This window comes from Chryseobacterium sp. Leaf180 (assembly GCF_001424585.1).
Taxonomy (GTDB): Bacteria; Bacteroidota; Bacteroidia; order Flavobacteriales; family Weeksellaceae; genus Chryseobacterium.
Map to the genome: position 1 here is coordinate 1,029,788 of NZ_LMPJ01000001.1, position 22,627 is coordinate 1,052,414.

25 protein-coding genes are annotated in these 22,627 nt (G+C 35.4%); 16 read left to right on the plus strand and 9 right to left on the minus strand.

All coding sequences use genetic code 11. The features are described from left to right. From ASG01_RS04740 to mraZ, 8 genes are all read right to left on the minus strand, one after another. On the minus strand, nucleotides 1-1,239 hold the full coding sequence (locus ASG01_RS04740; RefSeq protein WP_055860618.1) for an FtsW/RodA/SpoVE family cell cycle protein: 1,239 nt from the start codon (nucleotides 1,237-1,239) through the stop codon (nucleotides 1-3). Nucleotides 1,240-1,257: 18 nt separating this feature from the next. Next, a complete protein-coding gene (gene murD, locus ASG01_RS04745) occupies nucleotides 1,258-2,598 on the minus strand; it encodes a UDP-N-acetylmuramoyl-L-alanine--D-glutamate ligase (protein WP_082498287.1) in 1,341 nt (446 codons plus the stop codon). A 55-nt stretch (nucleotides 2,599-2,653) separates the two neighbouring features. Next, nucleotides 2,654-3,895 carry a phospho-N-acetylmuramoyl-pentapeptide-transferase gene (gene mraY, locus ASG01_RS04750; protein WP_055860624.1) on the minus strand — a complete coding sequence of 414 codons (1,242 nt, stop codon included), beginning with the start codon at nucleotides 3,893-3,895 and terminating at the stop codon, nucleotides 2,654-2,656. 78 nt (nucleotides 3,896-3,973) lie between these two features. Then, complete coding sequence (locus ASG01_RS04755; RefSeq protein WP_055860628.1) at nucleotides 3,974-5,434, minus strand: UDP-N-acetylmuramoyl-L-alanyl-D-glutamate--2,6-diaminopimelate ligase; 1,461 nt, start codon at nucleotides 5,432-5,434, stop codon at nucleotides 3,974-3,976. An 18-nt stretch (nucleotides 5,435-5,452) separates the two neighbouring features. Then, the gene (locus ASG01_RS04760; RefSeq protein ID WP_055860631.1) at nucleotides 5,453-7,444 is read right to left on the minus strand and encodes a penicillin-binding transpeptidase domain-containing protein; all 1,992 of its coding nucleotides are present in this window, start codon (nucleotides 7,442-7,444) and stop codon (nucleotides 5,453-5,455) included. Continuing rightward, nucleotides 7,428-7,793: an FtsL-like putative cell division protein gene (locus ASG01_RS04765; RefSeq protein ID WP_055860634.1), complete on the minus strand. Its 366-nt coding sequence runs from the start codon at nucleotides 7,791-7,793 to the stop codon at nucleotides 7,428-7,430. The genes ASG01_RS04760 and ASG01_RS04765 overlap by 17 nt, the downstream gene beginning before the upstream one ends. A gap of 101 nt (nucleotides 7,794-7,894) precedes the next feature. Beyond that, complete coding sequence (rsmH, locus tag ASG01_RS04770) at nucleotides 7,895-8,788, minus strand: 16S rRNA (cytosine(1402)-N(4))-methyltransferase RsmH (protein ID WP_055860637.1); 894 nt, start codon at nucleotides 8,786-8,788, stop codon at nucleotides 7,895-7,897. Nucleotides 8,789-8,810: 22 nt separating this feature from the next. Next, complete coding sequence (gene mraZ, locus ASG01_RS04775; RefSeq protein WP_055860640.1) at nucleotides 8,811-9,269, minus strand: division/cell wall cluster transcriptional repressor MraZ; 459 nt, start codon at nucleotides 9,267-9,269, stop codon at nucleotides 8,811-8,813. Nucleotides 9,270-9,529: 260 nt separating this feature from the next. On the opposite strand from mraZ, the gene ASG01_RS04780 reads away from it, so the two are divergent. From ASG01_RS04780 to ASG01_RS04820, 8 genes are all read left to right on the plus strand, one after another. Next, nucleotides 9,530-10,291, plus strand: a complete 762-nt coding sequence (locus tag ASG01_RS04780) for an alpha/beta fold hydrolase (RefSeq protein WP_055860643.1) — start codon at nucleotides 9,530-9,532, stop codon at nucleotides 10,289-10,291. Between the two features lie 57 nt (nucleotides 10,292-10,348). Beyond that, a complete protein-coding gene (gene yihA / locus ASG01_RS04785; protein WP_055860646.1) occupies nucleotides 10,349-10,972 on the plus strand; it encodes a ribosome biogenesis GTP-binding protein YihA/YsxC in 624 nt (207 codons plus the stop codon). 1 nt (nucleotide 10,973) lies between these two features. Further along, complete coding sequence (locus ASG01_RS04790; protein ID WP_055860650.1) at nucleotides 10,974-11,414, plus strand: GNAT family N-acetyltransferase; 441 nt, start codon at nucleotides 10,974-10,976, stop codon at nucleotides 11,412-11,414. A gap of 93 nt (nucleotides 11,415-11,507) precedes the next feature. Then, nucleotides 11,508-12,017, plus strand: coding sequence for a CAP family protein (locus ASG01_RS04795; RefSeq protein WP_055860653.1), 510 nt, complete (start codon nucleotides 11,508-11,510; stop codon nucleotides 12,015-12,017). Between the two features lie 244 nt (nucleotides 12,018-12,261). Then, on the plus strand, nucleotides 12,262-13,491 hold the full coding sequence (locus tag ASG01_RS04800) for a site-specific integrase (RefSeq protein WP_055860656.1): 1,230 nt from the start codon (nucleotides 12,262-12,264) through the stop codon (nucleotides 13,489-13,491). A gap of 907 nt (nucleotides 13,492-14,398) precedes the next feature. Continuing rightward, nucleotides 14,399-14,866, plus strand: a complete 468-nt coding sequence (locus ASG01_RS04810; RefSeq protein ID WP_055860662.1) for a Panacea domain-containing protein — start codon at nucleotides 14,399-14,401, stop codon at nucleotides 14,864-14,866. After that, entirely contained in the window at nucleotides 14,841-15,338 is a 498-nt protein-coding gene (locus ASG01_RS04815; RefSeq protein WP_055860664.1) for a hypothetical protein, read from the plus strand. Before ASG01_RS04810 ends, ASG01_RS04815 begins: the two co-directional genes overlap by 26 nt. Before the next feature lie 134 nt (nucleotides 15,339-15,472). After that, nucleotides 15,473-15,739, plus strand: a complete 267-nt coding sequence (locus ASG01_RS04820) for a hypothetical protein (protein ID WP_055860668.1) — start codon at nucleotides 15,473-15,475, stop codon at nucleotides 15,737-15,739. 43 nt (nucleotides 15,740-15,782) lie between these two features. Here ASG01_RS04820 and ASG01_RS04825 read toward each other — a convergent pair whose 3' ends face one another. Next, complete coding sequence (locus ASG01_RS04825) at nucleotides 15,783-16,037, minus strand: hypothetical protein (RefSeq protein ID WP_055860671.1); 255 nt, start codon at nucleotides 16,035-16,037, stop codon at nucleotides 15,783-15,785. Here ASG01_RS04825 and ASG01_RS04830 point away from each other — a divergent pair. The 8 genes from ASG01_RS04830 (at nucleotide 16,036) to ASG01_RS04865 (ending at nucleotide 22,609) form a co-directional block, all read left to right on the plus strand. Next, nucleotides 16,036-16,314: a hypothetical protein gene (locus tag ASG01_RS04830; protein ID WP_055860674.1), complete on the plus strand. Its 279-nt coding sequence runs from the start codon at nucleotides 16,036-16,038 to the stop codon at nucleotides 16,312-16,314. The genes ASG01_RS04825 and ASG01_RS04830 overlap by 2 nt on opposite strands. Before the next feature lie 378 nt (nucleotides 16,315-16,692). Then, nucleotides 16,693-16,917, plus strand: coding sequence for a hypothetical protein (locus ASG01_RS04835; protein WP_055860676.1), 225 nt, complete (start codon nucleotides 16,693-16,695; stop codon nucleotides 16,915-16,917). A gap of 735 nt (nucleotides 16,918-17,652) precedes the next feature. Beyond that, on the plus strand, nucleotides 17,653-17,928 hold the full coding sequence (locus ASG01_RS04840; RefSeq protein ID WP_055860679.1) for a helix-turn-helix domain-containing protein: 276 nt from the start codon (nucleotides 17,653-17,655) through the stop codon (nucleotides 17,926-17,928). Between the two features lie 200 nt (nucleotides 17,929-18,128). Beyond that, nucleotides 18,129-19,118, plus strand: coding sequence for a RepB family plasmid replication initiator protein (locus tag ASG01_RS04845; RefSeq protein ID WP_055860681.1), 990 nt, complete (start codon nucleotides 18,129-18,131; stop codon nucleotides 19,116-19,118). Nucleotides 19,119-19,463: 345 nt separating this feature from the next. Continuing rightward, nucleotides 19,464-20,372 (plus strand): toprim domain-containing protein, encoded by a 909-nt coding sequence (locus ASG01_RS04850; protein ID WP_131725319.1) that lies wholly within the window; start codon nucleotides 19,464-19,466, stop codon nucleotides 20,370-20,372. A 238-nt stretch (nucleotides 20,373-20,610) separates the two neighbouring features. Continuing rightward, nucleotides 20,611-21,066, plus strand: a complete 456-nt coding sequence (locus ASG01_RS04855) for a plasmid mobilization protein (protein ID WP_055862196.1) — start codon at nucleotides 20,611-20,613, stop codon at nucleotides 21,064-21,066. A 12-nt stretch (nucleotides 21,067-21,078) separates the two neighbouring features. Continuing rightward, on the plus strand, nucleotides 21,079-22,017 hold the full coding sequence (locus tag ASG01_RS04860; protein WP_055860687.1) for a relaxase/mobilization nuclease domain-containing protein: 939 nt from the start codon (nucleotides 21,079-21,081) through the stop codon (nucleotides 22,015-22,017). Nucleotide 22,018: 1 nt separating this feature from the next. Then, nucleotides 22,019-22,609, plus strand: coding sequence for a hypothetical protein (locus tag ASG01_RS04865; RefSeq protein WP_055860691.1), 591 nt, complete (start codon nucleotides 22,019-22,021; stop codon nucleotides 22,607-22,609). The last annotated feature ends 18 nt before the right edge of the window (nucleotides 22,610-22,627 follow it).

Consider the following 22,627-nt stretch of genomic DNA (forward strand, 5'->3'; position numbering starts at 1 on the left):
TTATGCGATATCGTTAATTTCTGCAAGGCTTTGTTTTTTGCCTAAACCTTCTTCATCATAAATCTGAATTCTGGAGCTGATATTTAAAATAATCCCCAGCTGAATATAGGTCACAAGCATTGAAGTTCCTCCGTAACTGATTAAAGGTAAAGGCTGTCCGGTCACGGGAATCAGATTTATCGCAACGGCAATATTTACTGCCAACTGCGTAAAAATCATCACGCCCAGACTCAGTACGAGTAATGACCCAAAAAATGCAGGCATTTTACTGGCGATCATCACAATCCTGACAATCATTATTAAATACATGCTGATAAGAAATCCGGCACCGATTAAACCGTATTCTTCCACAATCACCGCAAAAATAAAATCAGAAGCCGACTGCGGTAGCATTTGTTTTAAAGCAGATTTTCCAGGTCCCATTCCGGTAATTCCACCATGAACGATTGCGGCTTTCGCCTGCATTACCTGGTAATTTTTGGCTTTTACACTTTCATCATCTACATCTGCAGATTTTGCTTTGCTTGAGGTAAATGTTTCGATACGGCTCATCCATGTATGAACACGGTTTCCGCCTATCATGTTTGTATTTAAAGCCACCAAAAGAAAGAGAATAATTGCCACAACTGATGTGGAAATAAAACCGGCAATGTACTTCCAGTGAAGTTGCCCGATAATAAGAACAATCACAGAAACCATTAAAATCATCAAAGCGGTAGACCCGTTGTCTTTTGCCACCAAAACAAAAACCAGCAATATCGGCCCGAAAATAAAACCTACATTTTCCCAAACCGTTCTCTCGCGCGCTATTTTCTTTGTTAAATATCTGCAGAGATAAATAATCAACATGAGAAACGCGAAAGACGAAGGCTGAAAAGAGATCGGCGTTCCCGGAATTTTAAGCCATCTTGAAGCACTCGCTCCATCGATCGTTTGACCGGTAAACATCGTCAAAACCAACAAAATAACCGTAAGCATCAGCATGATACTGCTGAGTTTCCCCATATACTCGTACTTTACCGTTCCTACGACACGCATGATTGCAAGACCTAAAACCACAAAAAACATATGTTTAATCACGTGGCCGGTTGTCGTTCCGTTGTTGACGATATATTCCAGATTTGAACTCGCAGAATATACCGGGAAAATTGAGAAAATCGAGATCACAAGAATGACCATCCAAAGGACTTTATCGCCCTTCAGAAACTCAAATTTATTCTCTGTATACTGTTCGCTCATTACTTTTTTAAATCGCTTTTAGCTGATCACTTTTTTCTTTAAAACCTGCTCTTTAAACTGTTTTCCGCGGTCTTCATAATTTTTGAAAAGATCAAAACTTGCGCAGCAAGGCGACAGCAGAACTGCATCATTTTTCGTAGCCAGAGATTTTGCCGTTTTCACCGCTTCTTCCATGCTCGAAGTGCTGTAGATGTATTCTTTTTTATCTTTAAAAAAATCGATTATTTTCTGATTATCAAGGCCGAGACAGACAATCGCTTTTACTTTTCTTTTAACCAAATCTTCAATTTCGGTATAATCATTCCCTTTATCAACACCACCAACGATCCAGATTGTCGGGTTTTTCATGCTTTCTAAAGCATAATACGCGGCATTTACATTGGTCGCTTTGCTGTCGTTGATATATTTTACGCCGTTTATTTCAGTTACAAATTCTAACCTGTGTTCTACAGCCTGAAAAGTCATCAGAGAATTTCTGATACTTTCATTACTAATTTCCAATATTTTACCGGCAATAGAAGCCGCTAAACTATTTGCCACATTATGATTTCCAATAAGAGAAAGCTCTTCAATTTTCATAGAAAATTCTTCCTGCAGTTTTACCATAATCTGATCATCATTTATGAATCCGCCTTCTGTAAGTTTCTCTTTGGTAGAAAAAGGAATCATTTTAGCCTTTACCTCAAATTTTTCGAGAATATTTTTACTCATTTCATCGTCTTTATTATAGATGAAAAAATTATCATTCTCCTGGTTTTCGGTGATTCTGAATTTCGCCATCGCATACTCTTCATAATCGTAATTGTACTGATCGAGGTGATCTTGCGAAAGATTCAGCAGAAGCGAAATGTACGGTCTGAAATTCTGAATATCATCCAGCTGAAACGAGCTCACTTCCAAAACATAAAACTCAAAATTCTCGTCGGCAACCTGCTTTGCAAAACTGTAGCCGATGTTTCCTCCCAAACCGACATTCATTCCGTCATTTTTCAGGATGTGATAGATGAGCGAAGTCGTTGTCGTTTTTCCGTTGCTTCCGGTAATCGCGATAATTTTCGCATCGGTAAATTCAGATGCAAATTCTATCTCCGAAGAAACCCTGATATTTTTATTCTGAATTTTTTGAATAAGATCTGCTTTTTTCGGAATCCCAGGGCTCTTGATGATCCAGTCGGCATTTAAAATCCGATTTTCATCGTGCTGACCTTCTTCAAATTCGATAGCATTTTCGGTAAGAAAGTTTTTATAGTGATCCTTAATCGCGCTTTTGTCTGAAAGAAAAACCTCCAGACCTTGTTTTTTAGCCAGATAAGCTGCTCCGCAACCACTTTCACCTCCTCCGAGTACAACTATTTTCATACAATTTGCTTTATGCATTTCGCTGTAAGCTTTATAATTCTCACTTACCGCGTATTTATCTCATTTTCAAAGTAATCAGGCAAACAATCGCAAGCATAACTCCAATGATTATCATTCTGTTAACGATTTTACTTTCGTGAAATCCTTCTTTCTGATAATGGTGATGAAGCGGCGACATTTTGAACAGTCTATTGTTCTGCGCGTACTCCAAACCAAATTTTCTTTTTCTGTATTTAAAAACAATTACCTGAAGCATTACCGAAAGGTTTTCAATCAGAAATATTCCGCAAAGCACAGGAATCATCAGTTCTTTTCTTAAAATAATCGCCAAAACACCGATCACGCCGCCCAGCATTAAACTTCCCGTATCGCCCATAAAAACCTGCGCGGGATATGTATTATACCAGAAAAACCCGATGACTGCTCCTACAATCGCGACGACAAAAATTGTCGTTTCTCCCATATTCGGCAGGAACATAATGTTGAGATAATCGGCGAAAATGATATTCCCTGAAACGTACGCGAAAAAAGCGAGCGCCAGAAGAATAATCGTGCTGGTACCGGGAGCGAGACCGTCGATTCCGTCAGTGATATTGGCACCATTGGAAACTGCTGTAATAATAAAAATCACAATCGGAATAAAAACAACCCAAGCCCATTCGTGCGCATCTTCGTCGCTCATCCAGAATAAAATTCCGCTGTAGTCGAACTCATTATTTTTAGCAAACGGTACGGTGGAAACGGTGATTTTTTCTTCGGGCATGAAGTTTTGCTCCACATTGTTGCGGTTGACCACTTTTGCATCGGCGTACTTTCTTTTCACTGTAATTTCGGGATGAAAATACATTGTCACGCCAACAATCAATCCTAAACCAACCTGACCGACGATCTTAAATTTTCCGCTGAGACCGTCTTTATTCTTCTTAATTTTCTTCAGATAATCATCAATAAATCCGATAGCGCCCATCCAAATCACTGAAACAATCAATAAAACGATATAGACATTCGTGATTTTCGTAAACAGCAAAACCGGAATAAGCGTAGCAAAAATGATAATCAAACCACCCATTGTAGGTGTTCCTTCCTTCTGCTTTTGCCCGTCAAGACCAAGGTCGCGTACCAACTCGCCCATTTGCTTCGACCGCAGATAATTGATGATATTTTTACCAAAAATCAACGCGATGGTAAGCGATAGCAAAACCGCCATTCCTGCACGAAACGAAATGTAGCGCAGCATTCCCAAACCGGGAATGTGGATGCCGTGACTCGTTAAATATTCGTATAGATAATATAGCATTCTATTTTTTTAAAGATTAATGAATTTCGATATTCAGAGATTAACAGTTTCTACATTTCGAAATTGTTTCATTTAATTTTACTTACTCATCAACTTCCAAAGCTCATCAATCACTTCTTTATCATCAAAATGATGTTTTACACCATTGATGTCCTGATAATTTTCGTGGCCTTTTCCGGCAACGAGAATAATATCTTTCGGCTCAGCAAATTTGATCGCCATTTTTATCGCTTCTCTCCGGTCCGGAATCGAGGTATATTTGCTGAAATTCTGCGGTTCTATACCCGATTCAATTTCTTTAATAATAGCTGCCGGATCTTCCGTGCGGGGATTATCTGATGTAATAATTGCCAATGTCGATTTTCTGCTCGCAATTTTTCCCATTTCGGGTCTTTTTGCATGATCTCGGTCGCCGCCACAACCGAAAACGGTAATTAATCTTTCGTTTTTTGTCCGGATATCGTTGATGCTGTCTAAAACATTTTCCAAAGCGTCCGGCGTGTGCGCATAATCAACGATAAAGAAAATGCCGCCGTCAGATTTGATGGTTTCAAATCTTCCTGAAACTCGTTTTAAAATGCTGATCGCCTGAAGAATTTCTTCCTGCTCAAAACCTAATTCGGAAGCAATGCCGAAAACCAAAAGCAAATTATAGACATTGAATTTTCCGGTAAGCGTCGTCCAGAATTCTTTGCCGTTAAAATTGAGAAGCATTCCGTTGAAATCCACTTCCAGAAGTCTCCCGTGATACTCTGCCATCGTCTTCAAAGCGTAGGTTTTCTTTTCCGCTTTGGTATTCTGCAGCATCACAGTTCCGTTTTTATCATCAACATTGGTGATGGCAATCGCGTCTGAATGCAGTTCGTCAAAAAATCTTTTTTTCGCTTTTAAATATTCATCAAACGTTTTATGATAATCCAGATGATCATGCGTAAGGTTTGTAAAACCGGCAATTTTAAAATGTAAACCTTCAATTCTGTTTTGAGAAATTCCGTGCGAACTCACTTCCATAAAGGCAAAATCACAACCTTCTTCTACAGCTTTCGCTAAAATTTCATTAATGGTAATAATATCTGGAGTCGTGTGCGTGGCCGGAATTATTTTATCGCCGATTCTGATTTCTACCGTTGAAAGCAGTGCCGATCTGTAGCCTAAATTTTTAAAAACATCAAAAAGCAATGTCGTAACAGACGTTTTTCCGTTGGTTCCGGTAACGCCGATAAGTTTTAATTTTTCTGAAGGATTTCCGTAAAAATTAGAAGCCAGTTTCCCAACTACTTTTGACGATTCTTTTACTTTTACATAAGTGACATCAGCACTTAGATTTTCAGGAAAAATTTCGCAAACAATTACCGCTGCACCTTTGTCAACTGAAGAATCAATATAAGAATGACCGTCTGTCACCGTTCCTATAACGGCGATGTAAAGTGACTTTTCGGTAACTTTTCTGCTGTCGAAAACCAACGAAGAAACCTCACGGCGATCGTCGCCCTGAATCTCTATCACCGAAATTCCTTTTAATAACTCAGCCAGTTGCATCATGCTAAAACGTGCTTTTTAATTTTGAAGAGAGAGATAAATTCTCTGATTTTTACTGATCGCCGTCCCTTCCAACGGAAACTGCTCCTTTATTTTTCCAACACCTTTGTAGTCGACACGGTATCCAAGATTCTCCAGTTGTGGAATCACATTTTTACCGATAAGCCCGACAACGCTTGGCATCTGTTTGTTTTGTACACGAACTTTTACATTCGGCTCCACCATTTTATTTAAATCAACTTTGCGGTCAACCAACATTTCTTTTTCTATGTTCTGTGGTGTTTTCAGGAATGTTTTTCCGGCGATTTCTTTAAAAACCGGCGCAGAAACGGTTCCTCCATAAAATCCTTTAGAGGTATTCGGCTCAGAAATCATCACATAGCAAGTATATTTGGGATTGTCTGCCGGATAAAATCCTGCAAACGACGCTCTGTATTTCATCGGACCAGGCAGCCAGTATTCAAATCTCGCGGTTCCTGTCTTTCCTGCCATTCTTAAATTGGGAGTGAAAATACTTTTCGCCGTCCCTTTTTCCACTGCTTTAGTCAGCGCACTCGTCATCATTTGAATAGCTTTATCAGATGCCATTTTTTTTACCAGAATTTCTTCCTTCGCTTCAAAAACAGTCTGCCCGTCTTTCATGATTTTATCAATGAAAATCGGTTTCAACATTTTCCCTTTGTTCGCCACTCCATTATAAAAAGTGGTCAGCTGCAACAGGTTTATGTTTGAAGAATATCCGTAAGCAATTGACGCTAAGGTCGCTGCATTCCAACGTTTATTTTTTGGCGTAAGAATTTTTGGTTTGGCAATTCCCGGCAACTCTATCTGCATTTTGTCAAAAAGTTTCCATCTTCTTAAATGATCAAGAAAAATCTCCGGCTTATCCGCATAATATTTTGTGATCAGTTTTGCCGTTCCTACGTTGCTTGATTTTGCCAAAACATCACTGATGTCATATGTTCCGCCGCCGTGACCATCAGAAATTCTCTGTTTTGCATACACCCAGTTTCCATTTCCTACATTTACCGTTGTGTTTTCATCAATAAAACCGTCGTCCATAGCGGCCAGCAGAGAGATTGTTTTAAAAGTCGAACCCGGCTCAATATTATCTTTTAAAGCATAATTGTATGCATCTTCATATACTCCAGGCTCAATTTCGCGAAGATTTACCAAAGCGCGAACTTTTCCGGTCGCAACTTCCATTACGATTACAGTGCCGTGTTTTGCCTCAAAATTAATAAGCTGTTTTTCTAAAGCTGAATGCGCGATATCCTGAATACGCAGATCCAAAGTCGTGTAAACATCCTGACCATCAGTTGGTTCCTGCACTTTCCAGTAGTCGATCGGTTTCCACTGCGAAGAATTGATTCGCTGCTCGAGTCTTTTCCCATCTGAACCCTTTAAAAATTTAGAAAAAGCACCTTCAAGACCAGATTTTGCTACGCCGTTGTCTATCCCGATGGTTCCGGCGCCAATTTCAGAAGTTGCCAGTTCACGTTTATAATTTCTATCTACAATGAAACCACCTTTGTTTTTTCCTTTTTTAAAGATTGGAAATTTGCGGATTCTGTCGTACTGGTCAAAATCTAAGCCTTTTACCAAAGAAAAATACTGGTTTTTCTTTTTCCGCTGTTCGTCTAATCTTTTTCTGAATTCTGCTCTCGATTTTCCAAACATCTGACTTAAAGAATCTGTCAAAGCGCCGATATTATTGGTATAAACGCTGTCTTTCATCGTTTTAAAATCGATAAAAATGTCGTAGCGCATCACCGTCGTTGCAAGAATCGACCCATCGGAAGCGAAAAGATTTCCGCGCGCCGCTTTTAAAGTCGCTGTTCGGTAATTGTTGTTGATGTAATCATCCTTGATTTCCTGCACATTGGTATTCTGCAGCACCACGATTCTCACGAGAAACATCCCGAATACGCACAGAGCCATAACCGCGAAAAGGTAGCCCCAGCGCAGTGTTTTTTTCCGTTTGTTGTCGTAGTCATTTTGATTTTGCATCGTCGCGGTCGAGTTTTATCAGGAGTTTGTGTGGATGACTTTCGAGGGTCATCAGGGAATCTTTCAGCATTTCTTTTCCCAGCTGAGATTCCATTTTTACTTTTATAAGTTTACTTTGTGCGTAGGCGTTCCGTGATTTGTACTCTTCGGTTTCTTCCTTTAAAGCATTTACAATTTTTATTTTTTTATTGACAAGATGGTTGCTGTAGATAATTCCCATCATCAAAACAAAAAGCAGCAGAAAGTATTTGTAATAAAGTTTCACTTCATCACGGTTCAGAAAATTTCCTTTTATAATATCTATAAAAGTGAGTTTCTTCTGAGGTTTATATGCCGTTCTTTTTGCCACGTTTTTATTGTCAATTTGCTAAGCAGTATATTTACTTTGCTTTCCATTGTGAATTTTTCAATATTTTAAAGATTGATTATTCACAATTCACTCATTCACCTTTACAATTTTATTCCTGTTCTCATTTTAGCACTTCTCGCTCGGGAATTTCCTTCAATTTCTTCATCATCGGGAATGGTGGCTTTGCTTTTTACGAGTTCAAATGTTTTCGCGTAATTTCCATAGACGTCGCGCTCGGGTTCGCCTTCAAACATTCCGTTTTTCAGGAAACGTTTTACCAAACGGTCTTCCAGAGAATGATAAGAAATCACCACGAGTCTGCCGCCAGGTTTTAAAACATTGTAAGCCTGCACGAGCATTTCCTTTAAAACTTCAAGTTCCTGATTCACCTCAATACGGATCGCCTGAAAAAGCTGCGCATAAAATTTATTCACCTTATTTGGCGGTAAAAAAGCAAACAGTTTTTTAAGATCTTCAGTCGTGCGGATGACTTTTATTTTCCTGTGATGCACAATATCGCGGGCCAGCTTTCTTGCTTCACGCAGTTCGCCATAATAATAGAAGATATCAGCCAAAGCATCCTCCTCATATTCGTTGATGATTTTCTTGGCATCAAGACTCTGCATCACATTCATTCTCATATCGAGCGGCGCGTTGCTTCTGGTAGAAAATCCGCGGTCAGCTTCATCAAACTGATGCGATGAAACGCCTAGATCTGCCAAAACACCGTCTACCTTTGCAACGCCGTACAGCAGCAAACTGTTTTCTAAAAACCTGAAATTCTGATTGATTAAAGTAAAACGGTCGTCTTCTATTGTATTTTTCAGTGCATCAAGATCCTGATCAAAAGCATAAAGCCTTCCTCTGTCTGAAAGCCTGTTAAGAATCTCGCGCGAATGACCGCCGCCGCCGAAGGTGCAGTCTACGTACACACCATCTCGATCTGTGATGAGATCGTCTACACTCTGTTTCAGCAAAACGGGGTTATGATACATTTTTTGTGTTTTTTACTAATGATTATTCTGCAGTCAGATCGCCCATCACGTCTTCTGCCAGGCCCGCGAAATCGATTTCGTTAGAAGAAATCACGCTTTCGTAAGCATCTTTATCCCAAATTTCAAACAGCTCGCCGGCACTCGTTATCACGACATCTTTCTGCAGGTTTGAGAAAACCGTAAGATCTTTCGAAATCTGCAGTCTTCCCGCATTATCAATCTCTACAGTTTTGACTCCCGCAGTAAAAACACGGATAAAATCAGCATTTTTCTTTATAAAACGATTGAGCTTATTGATCTTCTCCATTAGCCTGTCCCATGCTTTCATCGGATAAACTTCAAGACATGGCTGAAACACAGAACGCTTTACCACAAAGGTCTTATCATCAAAATCCTCCATCTGCTTTATAAGAGAAGATGGTACTTTGAGACGTCCTTTGTCGTCTATTTTGCATTCGTATGTTCCAATGAAATTTTTCATTTGGGAGCAAAATTATATAAAAAATTCTAATGTTTCCCACTTTTTCCCACTTTTTGACTCAATGTTAATAAGTTTTGAACCCAACATTTAACTAGTTGATTCAAAATCGATTGTCAGAAGAAGCAATGCACGCAATTACATTTTAACTCAAATAAATACCAGCAGTCATAGTATTCTATTAATTTTATCTTAAATTAGAGATATGAAAAAACTTCTAAGGTTTAATTCGTATTTTTGCAACGCTCTATGAAAGGCATTTTATGAGATTCAGTACAAAAAAAGACAAGAAATATACATACATCGAGGCCGGAGAAGGTCATCCGTTGGTTTTGCTGCACGGCCTGATGGGCGGTCTCAGCAATTTCGACAAGATGGTAAATTTTTTCTCTGACAAAGGCTTTAAGGTTTTTGTGCCACAACTTCCGATCTACGATTTGCCGGTACTCAGTACAAATCTTACTACAATTGCCAAATATGTGGCGAAATTTATCGAGAACACCATCGGCGAGCCTGCAACAATCGTTGGAAACTCCATGGGCGGCCACGTAGGTCTTATTCTTACGCTGTCACGACCCGATTTAGTTAAAAATCTTGTGCTTACAGGAAGTTCAGGGTTGTATGAAAGAGCTTTTGGCGACAGTTTCCCGAGGAAAAACGACCGCTCATACATAAGAAAAAAGGCAGAAGAAGTTTTTTATGACCCGACTGTGGCGACGGAAGATTTGGTAGATGAAGTTTTCAGTGTGGTGAATGACCGTATGAAAGGTATCAAAACCGTTATGCTTGCTAGAAGTGCCATCAAACATAATATGTTGAATGATCTTCCTAAAATTTCACGTCCTACGTGTTTGATTTGGGGAAAACAGGACAATGTGACGCCGCCGGAAGTGGCAGAAGACATGCACAAATTTATACCAAACTCGGATCTTTTCTGGATCGATAAATGCGGCCATGCAGCGATGATGGAAAAGCCTGATGAGTTTAATGAAATCCTCTACAGCTGGATTAAAAATAAAATATAATACGCAAACCATTAAGACTTCTTAATGGTTTGTTTTTCTAAAATAAATAAGACGAAAATGGTAATCAAAACAGCCGAATTTGTAAAAAGCAGCGGAAAATGGCAGGAATGTCCCGAGCCTATACTACCTGAATATGCATTTATTGGAAGATCAAATGTGGGGAAATCGTCGCTCATCAATGCGATGCTCAACAGGAAAGATCTCGCAAAAACTTCACAAACTCCAGGGAAAACTCAGCTTATTAACCATTTTATCATCAACGAAAACTGGTATCTAACCGATTTGCCGGGCTATGGTTATGCGAAGGTTTCTAAAGTACAGCGCCGGGAATTTGAAAAGCTCATCAACAATTATATTCTCAACAGAAAAAATCTGGTGAATCTTTTTGTGCTGATCGACGCGCGTCACAGCCCGCAGGAAATTGATCTGGAGTTTATCCAGTGGTGTGGTGAAAGCGGCGTTCCGTTTTCTATCGTTTTCACGAAATCTGATAAACTGAAGCCCAACATTGCCATAAAAAATGTAGAAAATTATAAAGCCGAACTTCACAAAACCTGGGAAGATCTTCCTGAAATTTATGTAACATCAGCAGAGAAAAAAATCGGTGGCGATGAGATTTTAAAGTTCATCAGAGAAACCAATGAATTTCTGGTAAACAACAGCGTAACTTTTGAAGAATAAAATGATCTGGAAAGTAAAAACGTTCGGCGAACTTTCAACTTCGGAGTTGTATGCAATTATAAAAGCCAGAATCGATGTTTTTGTTGTCGAGCAAAACTGCCCGTATCCTGATTTGGATGATTATGATCAAAAGGCTTTGCATATTTGGGCAGAAAGCGACGGCAATGTTTTGGCATACTGCCGAATCTTTGATAAAGGCATTAAATATAATGAAACTTCGATCGGGCGCGTTTTAAGCACATCACCAGCTCGCGGTACGGGAGCAGGAAAGCAACTGATAAAATATGCGATTGAAACTATTGAAAACCGCTTGCGAACTTCAGAGATAAGAATTTCTGCGCAGGATTATCTTTTAAAATTTTACTCGGATTTTGGTTTCTCAGATACCGGAAAAAAATATCTGGAAGATAATATTCCTCACACAGAAATGCTCAGAAAATAATCTGAGCATTTTTTTTGCCTAAAATTAAATTTGAACAAAGCCAACAGCGACAGAAAATATTGATTACATTTACTTTAACGAAAAACACAGTACATGAAATCCAAATTTTTAACCTTTTTCTGCTTTGCGATGATCTCAGTCAGCGCGCAGGAAATAGCTGCGACTGGCTCTAGGCTAGGCATTGAAGATGCAAAAGATGCATTGGCATTGCACAATCAAGTGAGAAAAGATGTCGGTACGGCTCCACTTACCTGGTCAGCCGAACTCAGCAAATACGCTCAGGACTGGGCAGATCAACTTGCCAACCGAAACTGTGCATTCGAGCACCGCTCAACCGGAAATTATGGTGAAAATATTTACATGGCAAGTGGTACGCTGGCAACCGCAAAACAAGCGTCAGCTAATTGGTACAGCGAGATTAAAACTTTTAAAAATGTTCCTTTAAATTCGAATAATTGGTATGATACGGGACATTACACGCAAATGGTCTGGAAAAGCACACAGAAGGTAGGAATGGGAATTTCTAAATGTACCAACGGAAATTACATTGTGGTTGCCAATTACGATCCTCCTGGTAATTTTATGGGCCAGACGCCGTATTAATTAAAATTCGGATTGATGTAAAAACAAAAAAGACTGATAAATGATTATCAGTCTTTTTATGTACCCCAGACGGAGGTTATGATATTTCTTTCTAATCTTTACCTATTTTTAAGTCATTTATATTCAGTACATTTGATCTAGAGCCGATTTTGCAAACTTTTATTTTTTTAACTTTAATCATTTTAAATGCAAATTTGTTCCCCCTTTTGTTCCCCCTTTTCTATAACTAAATAAGCTTTAACTAATGCTAAAATATAATTTTGAATTAAGAAAAGATAAGATCAGTCAAGATGGTTTAATGCCTATTAGGATTTTATTTCGGTTTAATAATTCGGTTTTAAAAAGAAATACTGGTCTTAGCTGTAAACCTCAAGATTGGCAAAATAATCGGGTAAAAGCCAATCTGAAAAGAGATTTGTATTATGGATATGATGAGTTAAATGAAAAGCTTCAACAAATTGAAACCAGGATTCAAGATATTTCTCTTTATTTCAGGGCAAATAAAATTGAACCATCAAAGGATTTATTTATTGAGAAGTTTGATTCAATTGAAAAAATTGAAGCGTCTGATGAGCTTGATTTTTTTAAATGTTTTTCTGAATATATTGATAAAGGAAAACTGACGAAAACTCCCAATACAATTAAAGGACAGATAACAGTAAAGAATTTTTTAGAATTCTTCTGTAAGGAACATTTAATAACCCTCACTTTTGATAAAGTCGATGACAATTTTTTTGAAAAACTGAGAGATTATTCTTTCCAGGTTAAAGAAATGAAACAAAACTATTTTGCGAAAGTTATCAAAGTTTTAAAATCGTTTTTAAATTGGGCAACCGAAAAAGGATATAATACAGTACGGGATTTTGAAAAATTTAAAGCTTCTGAACATGACATTGATATTATATACTTGAGTTTTGAGGAGTTGATGAAACTTTATGAAAAAGATTTTGATTCCGACAGACTTTCTCAAGTCCGAGATTTCTACTGTATGGGATGCTTTACTGGTTTAAGATTTTCTGATTTAGCAAAGTTGCATTTAGCAAACATTTCTAATGATCACCTAATTCTGTCTATTCAAAAGACCAAAACACAGAATCACGCGATTAAATTAAATAAATATGCGAAGGCTATTCTTGAAAAATATAAGGGAACTATTTACGAACCATTACCTGTAATCTCTGCACAGAAATTTAATGAATATATAAAGGATTGTTGTGAGCTAGCGGAAATCACACAACCTTTTACAATTCATTGGTTTGTTGGCAATAGGAAAAATACACTTACTCAACCCAAATGTAAATTTATAACTAGCCATACTGCACGCAAAACATTTATTACGAATTCTCTGCTATTGGGGATGGAGCCTAAAGCAATAAAGAAAATTGCAAATATAAAAAAGGATGCTGTTTTAGATAAATACATGAAAGTTACAGAAGCATTCACTGATGAACAGATGAATAAAGCGTGGGGATAAAGTTTTATTGCATATTGCAATATGCAATAATGACCTACTTTAAAAAAAACATAAATTAAAAAGTTTCGTTCCGATACATGAAGCTAAATTATGTCTCTAGTTTCTGATAATGAAGGTTTAATCAGGCTATTAAATCTGAAAATTATGTATGACACATTAATATTATTTGTATTCACGATATTTTTACAACGCTTCAACATATCGATAATTTTGAGCGGGAATATAAAAGGATAAAATTTACTAGTTTTCATAAAGGTTAATTGGAAATTCGCTGAAAACTTTAAAAAAGATCGATAAAAATATTGTTGCATTTCAGTCGTTTGTCGATGGCAGCCTTGGATGTGGAACGATTTACAAGGCTTCCAATTTTAAGTATTTTGGAAAGCATCAACGATTTTTGTTGAGAATCGGAAAACCGGTGAAATAACGCATCAGCAAAACTTGACGAACACAAAATCAAGGGCGCGCTACATCCGGGATAATATCGCGTATATTCTCGGAGATTTCAATGCCTTCAAAGTTGATACATACCGGTATATTTTTCCGCTCTGTAAAAAGTTTCAGTTCAAAAACCCGCAACAGCCTTACCCGCCTTATAATAAAGGCTCCTATCCCATTTAATGGATAAGAAATAAAAAGGTGATCAAAGATCGATTGATTGCATTCATAAACGAACTATAATCTTAGCGAGATTGTAATTCCGGTAGTTACAGCTGCTTTTCGGTTAATACTTGCATTAGTAATTACATTACTAAATGGCATTTATAAAGTAACATAAACTTGCCTTTATTCAATAAATAAGGGCTTTTTTTGGTATTGTGTATGTTAAACTAACTATGTACTTTTGCACACTTTTTTTATAAGAAAATTATGTGTAACTTTAAAGTAGAATAAACAAGTAACAAATATGTATAATAGTTTAGATGTCGCAAATGAATTTATGGATCTTGCTGTACAGGAAGGTGCTACTTTAGAGCCGATGAAGTTACTTAAACTAACCTACATCGCTCACGGATGGTATTTGGGTTTTAAAGATAAAGCTCTTATAAATGATAGCGTACAAGCATGGAAATATGGACCTGTCATACCTGTATTGTATGATGTAATTAGAAGATTTGGCTCTGGTAATGTAGATCCTGTTATCCTGTCAATGTGGAAAGGTAAAGGTCTTGAAAAAGATGATTCTAATTTCATTAAAATTATATGGAAAAATTACAAAAAATTTAATGGATTAGAGTTGTCATCTAAAACACACCAGACCGACACGCCTTGGGATAAAACTTACGATGGTACATTCAATAAAGTTATCCCTAATGAATTAATTAAAGAATATTACAAAGAATTGATTCATGATCAACGAAAGTCAGGACAATAATGATATAGCGGAACATTTCTTTGAAGAAAATCCTCCACAACCAATATCGACTGATGATAGAGTGAGTGAACAAGAATCTTTTCTATTGTTTGGAGGTGACATGAATAATATTGATGTCTTTATTAAACATGAAGAATTCAAATTGAAATTCTTTGAATTTAAACACAGAGAAAAGACGCAAAATGGTGAGGCTGAATCTATACTAAAGGATAGGGAAAATGAAAGGAGTTTACGTAAGGAGAATGCAAAAAAAGCCTTTTATTTTTCTAGTACGTGGGCTGTATTTATTGGTATTATTATACTTATCCATGGATGGCAAAAACATTTAGGATTTGATATTTCTGAAAATGAATTCATGTTTATTTGCGGAACATTAACAGCTTCGGTTTTAATTTTCTATTTAACAGTAATAAAAAATCTTTTTCCTAACAAACCTGATATAAATTCATCAGAGAGTAAATCAGAAAAATAATCAAATTAGAAGCAACCATACTGGTTGCTTTTTCAATTTCATATTTACATGATAATCCTTTGAATAAGTGAAGAACATTATCTCTATAAATTTAATGAGATTGCTATCCTACAAAATGCAGAAATAATTATTAAATGAAAATACCGGATGGTTATTGCCTTGTACCGTTAAAATGGTTAGAAAAACAGGTTTTAAAAGATGAGTGGACCGAAATTACAGAACCCAAGATTTCACAAGTCAGCAAACACTTAGGAATTGGTGTTGATAAGATAAAAAAAGATTTAAATAAGATTGGTTGTCCTTTACGAAAAAGTCAACCCGGTGGAAAAGGACGAGGTAACGAAATTAGATTTTTTAAACCAACTGTGGAATGTTATAAAGGATGGCTTGATAGAAAGTAATCTTAAATTTTAATTGAAAAATTCTCTATGTCTTCTGCACATCCTAAACATCTATAAATAGTAGATTAATAAAAACAATATCTTCACTTTCAGCCTTAGACCATGTCCGACCTGTTACTCTGCCAAGCTCAAGTTTATTATTTTGCTCAACATAGCTTTTGAAAACCTGTTTATCATCTTCTTTTAGATATTGAATTATATCAACATGATCATCAAGTCTAGGAACGATTGTCATTACCTGTTCAGGAATTAAAATTTTTGCCTCGTTTAAAATATCTGAAATAAAATATACTTTCATGTTATTTTTTTTTAAATATAAGAAGAAAAATCATAATATAAATAAAGAGATTATGGAGTCACTAAAAAATGAAATTAATGCTTTGCGGCAGAAGCAGTATAGAATAGAAAAGAAACAAAAAAAAGACAATGCTGAAATTTGGAATCGTATAGAACTGCTCTCCGAACTTATCGAACAAACTAACAATATTGGGTCAAAGAGATCAATTTCAGACTCAATGCAAATATCAATAAATAAAATTGCACAAAGAAGAGGTTGGAAAAATCCACCAGAATGAATAAATTTTTATAATTGATTTTCGAGAATTCTTTGATGCCCTGTTTCCGTAAGAATGTATTGTTCTATATCTCGGAAATAACCTATAAATTTAATATAGCCCATATTTTCAACTCCTGCTAAAAGAGTAGCAGATTCAAGCGAATCCTTTTTAGTAAAGTCATTGCATTCTTTAATATAATTTGTTGCGAGAAAAAATAGAGAGTTCGGATCTTTTATATCATTCAGTTTAATTCCATTAAAAATAGATAATAATGTTGTTGATAATTTTTTATCATAAATTTTTCTTTAAAAATAATTATTTTCAAATTATCTATTCAGTAATTTTAAAAGAATCGTACCTTAAACAAATAATTATTAACCTTTAAAACAAATATATATGCCAGAATTTAGAAAAGTAAAAGTAACAGTGACACGTACGGGAAAATCATTCACAGGTTCTTTTCATCAATGGTTTGAAAAAAAGTACGAAGATGGAACAACATGGTTATTTGGGTTGGTTGAAAATGAAAAGGGAGTAATGCAGTTATGCGATTTTCAAACTTACGAATTTGAATTTCTACCAGAAGAAAAAAAAGAGATCAGGTATTTTGAACCCTCATAATGCGAGTTTAAATCACATTAAAAAGCAGTCGGTTGACTGCTTTTTTTATTTAATTCTAATATTCTTGAGCAAATTTTTATTTCTATCAGACTTCCCTACTGTATATTTATTTGTGGTTTTCGGTGTTAGATGGTTTGCCATTCCTTGCGCCAAATTGATTGAGATAACAGGCGCTTCCACTCCATTCTGATACTCATCCAACATATCCAAAAATAAGTTCCAAAAGTAGAAATCTTAATGTACTGTAATTCTTTCTCCTCTTTTATTTAGTATCATTTGAGAATCTTTGACATTTCGTTTTCACCGCTTAGTAAATTGATATGGTCTGATTGCGTTTTCACTTGGTAGTAATCCTTTGGAATAAATATTTTTGTACCTCGACATAAATACTTCCAAGTTATCCAAAAAAAATTATCAAAAAAGATCTAATTGCTTTATTGATCATTTATCTTAATCTGATGTATTTAGGATCATACGTCAAAATTTAAATTTAATTAATTGCCAGGGGTAAGTTAATTAATACTAAAAATAAATTGTTTTAGTTAAATTTAGTTAAAAAGAAGACTTACTCCCAAAGTCTAATTTATTATATTCAAGAACAATTTATAGTATGAAATATAAATTCTACTCTATTCTAAATTAGAATAGATGGCTTTATCCCATTTATAACCTTTTGATTTACAAATCATAAAGTAATATTATTGCAATTAAGTTAAACAAATTTAATTACAATATATGTCACTACAACTCTATTCCCATTCCAAAGGAGATCTTGAAAAAGCGGTTGAAATTATTCTTAAGAAAGCAACCGAATTTACCTTACCGATAAAAGAAGAACAGCAGCCAGAAGATCTTGTTCCACAGATTGAAGCTGCAAAGTTTCTACATGTTTCTATCCCAACAATTATTGACTGGAGAAAAAACAAAAGCCTACCCTACTACAATTTTAGCGGACGTTATTATTATTCTAAAAAAGAACTTTTAGAATATGGTAGAAATCGTAGAAAGTAGTAAAAACTAAGAAAAAACTGAGCCCCATCCCAAATTTTCATTCCGATTCTTCCAAAACCTTTAAACTTTAGAAAAACACTCCTTGATAGAAGAGATTTGCAAAGTTAATAGCTGATTCAAACTTACTTAAGTATTAGTCATCATGACGGCAAAACCCATAGTGTGTTACAAAAATATTTTACGATCAAGAGCAATTAAAAATGAATGATAAAATTTTCTCTCCAAAAGCCAGACGAAGAGTGCTTATTTCAAATGATTTTCGGGAGGTTTTAATTTCTCACGAAACAACAATTATTGAGCAAAGAATTCTGGTTGTAATCTTATCTGCTATCAAAGAAGAGCAGTCTTTATTTATAACGGTAAAATCTCCGATTAAGACTAAAGAGGAAAAGCAACTTTCTTTCGATGATTACTATGATGATTGGGCAAATCAAGGAACTGTTGATTTTCTATTGTCAATTGACGATCTGAATCCTGATAGAAAAATGAAAAATGAGTATATCCAATCAGCACTGGTAAACATGGCAAATCTAAATTGGCTAAGACTGAAGGATGAAAACATTAATGGATACAAAGCCGTTCCTTTTATTATTGCGCCTAGGTGGAATAAGAAAAGTATTTATTTCAAAATGGACAAAGCTGTAATGAGACATTTGCTCAATATGAGGTGTTATTTTCCGATCAAAAAAGATCTCCCCTCCTTAGCATCCACTTCCAGCACTCTTCGGTTTTTAATGTGGTTAGTGAAATACAAGCAGTATGGAGGTACAATGAAATCTTATACGCAGGTGTTAAAAGAATTATACATTTCTAAAGATTACTATGAGGGGCATTATCGTTTCGAAAGAGATTTTTTAAATAATGTGAAAGCAGATCTTGACAGTTACAATGAACTAAGCTTTAATTACACGTATTACAAGGGTAATTATAATTTTTCAATTTACTATACGAAGAACACTGTTGGCGCGGGAGAATTCTTTTCTACATTAAATGATCTACAGACAGACCGGGCATTGAAATATTTAAAAAAGACAAGACAACTGGATAACAGCAATTTATCCGTTCTGCGAAAGCTATATAAAATTCGGGGCTACAAAGTGTTATCCTCAAGATTAAAACGAAAGATTGATCCCAAATTTAAAGGAATTGATTATGTAAAAGAGGTTTTTCGATTGCTTGAGAATGAATAGGATCTTATCTCCGTATTTCAGGACTTTAACTCCGTATTATAAGATGTTATCTCCGCCTTTCCGGATATTGTTTCCGATAAAAGAGATATTGTTTCCGCCATTCCGGATTTTATCTCCGATAAATCAACCCAAACGCAACCTAGTTGACTCATTTCCAATCCGATAGAAAGACAATAAAAATCTTCTTAATTATAATAATTCCTGTTAAGTTTTTTAATCTTAATAATTATAACAATGAATGCGAATAAATCTCAGGAATTCTAACGCTGCAACAGGCTGAACATCAATAATATTTTACGCACTATCGTTGCATCAAAACAGGATATTATCTCCGTAATATTTTTGTTGCTGAAAGAAACAAATAGCACTAATTATAAAATGAACTGTAAACAATTTAATACAATCCCGCTGGAAGAAGTCCTCCTTTCTCTCGGACACCTTCCTGCTAAACGCTCAGAAAAAGAAGCGTGGTTTCTCAATCCTTTTGCCAAAGAAAACCACGCCTCTTTCAAAGTAAATAAAAATTTAAACTACTGGTATTTACATTCTGCAGGAATAGGTGGCAATAATATAGATTTTATGCGTAGATATTTGAACGCTTCAGTAAGTGAAGTTTTGACATGGGCGGAAAACCGAAAATTTTCTTCTCTTCAGTATCAAAATACATCAAATCCTAAATTGGAAAATCTTTCTAAAAATTATGAGATTCTTGAAACATTAAATGTTCAGCATCCAGCCCTTTTGGAATATCTGAAAGAAAGAAAAGTCGAAAACCAAACTAAGTTTTTAGTTGAAATTCATTACCGGATAAATAACAAAAACTATTTCGGAATAGCTTTCAAAAACGATTCAGACGGTTATGAAATTCGCAATAAATATTCGAAAATATGCTTAGGCAAAAAAGATATTTCGACCATCTCAAACAATTCAAATCTAGTAAGAATCTTCGAAGGTTTTTTTGATTTTATTTCTTTCAAAAATTTGGAAAACCAATCACAAAAAGAACCCTCTGACTACATCATTTTGAATTCCATTTCGATGATATCAAGCTTGAAAAAATCACTCGGTAGCTATGAAAATATTGAGCTCTATTTGGACAATGACGAAGCTGGAAATCGTGCTGTAAAAATGGTTATGAGCGAAAATCAGAACGCTAAAGATTTGCGCGATTTATATAAAGACTATAAAGATTTAAATGATTGGCTAACTAATGAAGATGCAGATCTCAAAATGGGATATAGGTTAAAAAGGTAATAGTACACCTGTACAGAATAACACCAGGTCTCCTTAGAAGGTGCGCAAATTAATATTATGTAGCAAACCTGTATAAAATAGTATTAGGTAGAATTAAAAAAGGTTGGAAAAGATTCGGTAGACAATTAGTGCAAAAAGTACCTAAAGTTTACAATAAGCGTAGCCGCTGATTGCAAAATTTAGATTTTTGATTTCTTCCTGTCGTCAGAAATGTTTGAGATACGATAAAATTAAAACCATGGAAAAAGATTTCTTACAGGAATTTATAAAGAAAGCTGTCGAAGAAAATGAGAAGAAACTTGATGGTGAAAAGAGAAAAAAACATTTTCAAGAACTCGGCAGAAAAGGTGGTTTGAAAAAGAAAAACAATAACCATTTAAGCAGAATAATTTCTTTTCGGGTTACTGACTCTGAGTATAAAGAGAATCTAAAATTCGCTGAAAAATTTAACCTCAAATTATCCACTTATGCAAGGATGGTTTATCTGGGAAAAGAACTGAAGATAAATGAATTTAAAACCGATGAAGTCTTGCTCAAATATGGAAATTATTTCATCAGAATTAAAAATTTGTTGAAACATCGTGAGTTCTCAAAATTTGAAAACAAGAAGCAAATCCTTCAGGAGATTGAAACCATTACCAAGCTGATTTATCATTATCTGTATGAAAAACAAAACTGGGAGAAACCTACTTAATCAAATCTAAGAATGAATAACAGCGCAACGACCAGAAATATATCAAAGATTGCCATCGAATATAATAGCAATGACAAAGGAACTGCTCAAAGGATTTACCAAAATAATCTGTTAAGCGAAGATCCGGAACTTCAGTTTAAAGAAATGAAATCAGTTGCCGACAGAAACAAAAATGTAAAAAACTGGGCACTCACCGGATATATCTCTCCTGAAAAGTTTATTGGAGATAAACTTTCCGACGACGAACTTGCAGAACTTGCACTGAAAGCATTGAAAAAGATCGGAGTAACTGATAAAAACCAGATACTTTTGGATATTCATGCTTCTACGAAACAAAAGCATATTCACTTCATCGTAAATCGTGTGGATATTAATGGAGTCAATGCAATTAAAGCTCACAAAGTCGGTGAAAACTTCGGAAAGGCTGTTCGTGAAGTTTGTCGCGAAATGAATCTGAAGACAGATATTGAGATTGGCAAGGAAAAGAAAAAACTTATGCTTGATGCTTTACTAGCTGCTCTTAAGATTTCAAGAAACTTTGACGAACTCACAAATTCTATGAAAAAAGCAGGTTTCCGAATAACAGTTTCTCAAAACGAAAAAGTCGGAATCTCAGGAATGCGAATCGTAAGATTAGAAGATATTAATGATCAAACCGACCGTGACTATAAGTCGGGTTATAAGCTTTCTGAAATAACAAATTCTCTAAAAATTACAGACATTAAGCAGAAACTACAGGAAAATCACGAAAGAGCCTTGGAGTTTGATTCAACAGAAAACATTTACACTGATATAAATGCGACTTTAGATGACAGTACCAGTGACAATAAATACAAAAGCTTAATATCAGTTAGCAAACAGCTTGAAAATCTGACAAAGGAATTTTTGAAGCCAACCTTCACGTCAGCACAAGATGATTTGCTAAAAAAGAAAAAAAGGAAGTTTAGATAATATGGATAATAATAACCTTACAGATGGATTTGCGTTACTCCAAAAGGTAATTGAAACTAATGAAGCCACTATCGAACATTATATAATGCTCATGAATGCTCGTGAGGATATGGTTCGTATGGATCAGAAAATAGAAGCGTCTTTATTTAATTTAAATGAAACTTTGAAAAATTCATCAAGACTACTGGAATTAGAAGAACAGAAAAGGCAAGGCTTTCTTTCAACTATTCCTAAGAGTATTGAAGCAAATCTTTCAGATAAATCAACCCAGCAACTTGATCAAATAGAAAAAAAATCGAAACTCGTTAAAACTGTTTTTTATGGAATGATTACATCACTGTTTCTTTCGTTTATTATAACTTTCGGAAATATCGTTTTTGCAAAGCAATGGTACACCGAGAGTCTTCGTAGCAAAAGTGAGCTTAGGCAAGAAATTATGGACGAAATTAAAAATACAGGTCAATCGATTTATCGAGTAGGTGACTATGATAAGCTTCATTATAATACTGAACTAATGAACAAATGGATGAAAAAGAATCCAGAAGATGCTGAAAAGTTTTTAAGATTTAAAGATGGTTATGAAAGTCGGTAAATTTGAATAACTGTTCTA

Bases quoted from the DNA above. Each gene is read 5' to 3' on its own strand.
- ASG01_RS04865 (WP_055860691.1), top strand. From the start codon at position 22,019: ATGGATAATAATAACCTTACAGATGGATTTGCGTTACTCCAAAAGGTA.
- murD (WP_082498287.1), bottom strand. From the start codon at position 2,598: ATGAAAATAGTTGTACTCGGAGGAGGTGAAAGTGGTTGCGGAGCAGCT.
- ASG01_RS04755 (WP_055860628.1), bottom strand. From the start codon at position 5,434: ATGCAACTGGCTGAGTTATTAAAAGGAATTTCGGTGATAGAGATTCAG.
- ASG01_RS04855 (WP_055862196.1), top strand. From the start codon at position 20,611: ATGGAAAAAGATTTCTTACAGGAATTTATAAAGAAAGCTGTCGAAGAA.
- ASG01_RS04740 (WP_055860618.1), bottom strand. From the start codon at position 1,239: ATGAGCGAACAGTATACAGAGAATAAATTTGAGTTTCTGAAGGGCGAT.
- mraY (WP_055860624.1), bottom strand. From the start codon at position 3,895: ATGCTATATTATCTATACGAATATTTAACGAGTCACGGCATCCACATT.
- ASG01_RS04860 (WP_055860687.1), top strand. From the start codon at position 21,079: ATGAATAACAGCGCAACGACCAGAAATATATCAAAGATTGCCATCGAA.
- ASG01_RS04845 (WP_055860681.1), top strand. From the start codon at position 18,129: ATGAATGATAAAATTTTCTCTCCAAAAGCCAGACGAAGAGTGCTTATT.
- rsmH (WP_055860637.1), bottom strand. From the start codon at position 8,788: ATGTATCATAACCCCGTTTTGCTGAAACAGAGTGTAGACGATCTCATC.
- ASG01_RS04815 (WP_055860664.1), top strand. From the start codon at position 14,841: ATGATCAACGAAAGTCAGGACAATAATGATATAGCGGAACATTTCTTT.
- ASG01_RS04840 (WP_055860679.1), top strand. From the start codon at position 17,653: ATGTCACTACAACTCTATTCCCATTCCAAAGGAGATCTTGAAAAAGCG.
- ASG01_RS04760 (WP_055860631.1), bottom strand. From the start codon at position 7,444: ATGCAAAATCAAAATGACTACGACAACAAACGGAAAAAAACACTGCGC.
- mraZ (WP_055860640.1), bottom strand. From the start codon at position 9,269: ATGAAAAATTTCATTGGAACATACGAATGCAAAATAGACGACAAAGGA.
- ASG01_RS04825 (WP_055860671.1), bottom strand. From the start codon at position 16,037: ATGAAAGTATATTTTATTTCAGATATTTTAAACGAGGCAAAAATTTTA.
- ASG01_RS04790 (WP_055860650.1), top strand. From the start codon at position 10,974: ATGATCTGGAAAGTAAAAACGTTCGGCGAACTTTCAACTTCGGAGTTG.
- yihA (WP_055860646.1), top strand. From the start codon at position 10,349: ATGGTAATCAAAACAGCCGAATTTGTAAAAAGCAGCGGAAAATGGCAG.
- ASG01_RS04795 (WP_055860653.1), top strand. From the start codon at position 11,508: ATGAAATCCAAATTTTTAACCTTTTTCTGCTTTGCGATGATCTCAGTC.
- ASG01_RS04800 (WP_055860656.1), top strand. From the start codon at position 12,262: ATGCTAAAATATAATTTTGAATTAAGAAAAGATAAGATCAGTCAAGAT.
- ASG01_RS04830 (WP_055860674.1), top strand. From the start codon at position 16,036: ATGTTATTTTTTTTTAAATATAAGAAGAAAAATCATAATATAAATAAA.
- ASG01_RS04820 (WP_055860668.1), top strand. From the start codon at position 15,473: ATGAAAATACCGGATGGTTATTGCCTTGTACCGTTAAAATGGTTAGAA.
- ASG01_RS04835 (WP_055860676.1), top strand. From the start codon at position 16,693: ATGCCAGAATTTAGAAAAGTAAAAGTAACAGTGACACGTACGGGAAAA.
- ASG01_RS04810 (WP_055860662.1), top strand. From the start codon at position 14,399: ATGTATAATAGTTTAGATGTCGCAAATGAATTTATGGATCTTGCTGTA.
- ASG01_RS04780 (WP_055860643.1), top strand. From the start codon at position 9,530: ATGAGATTCAGTACAAAAAAAGACAAGAAATATACATACATCGAGGCC.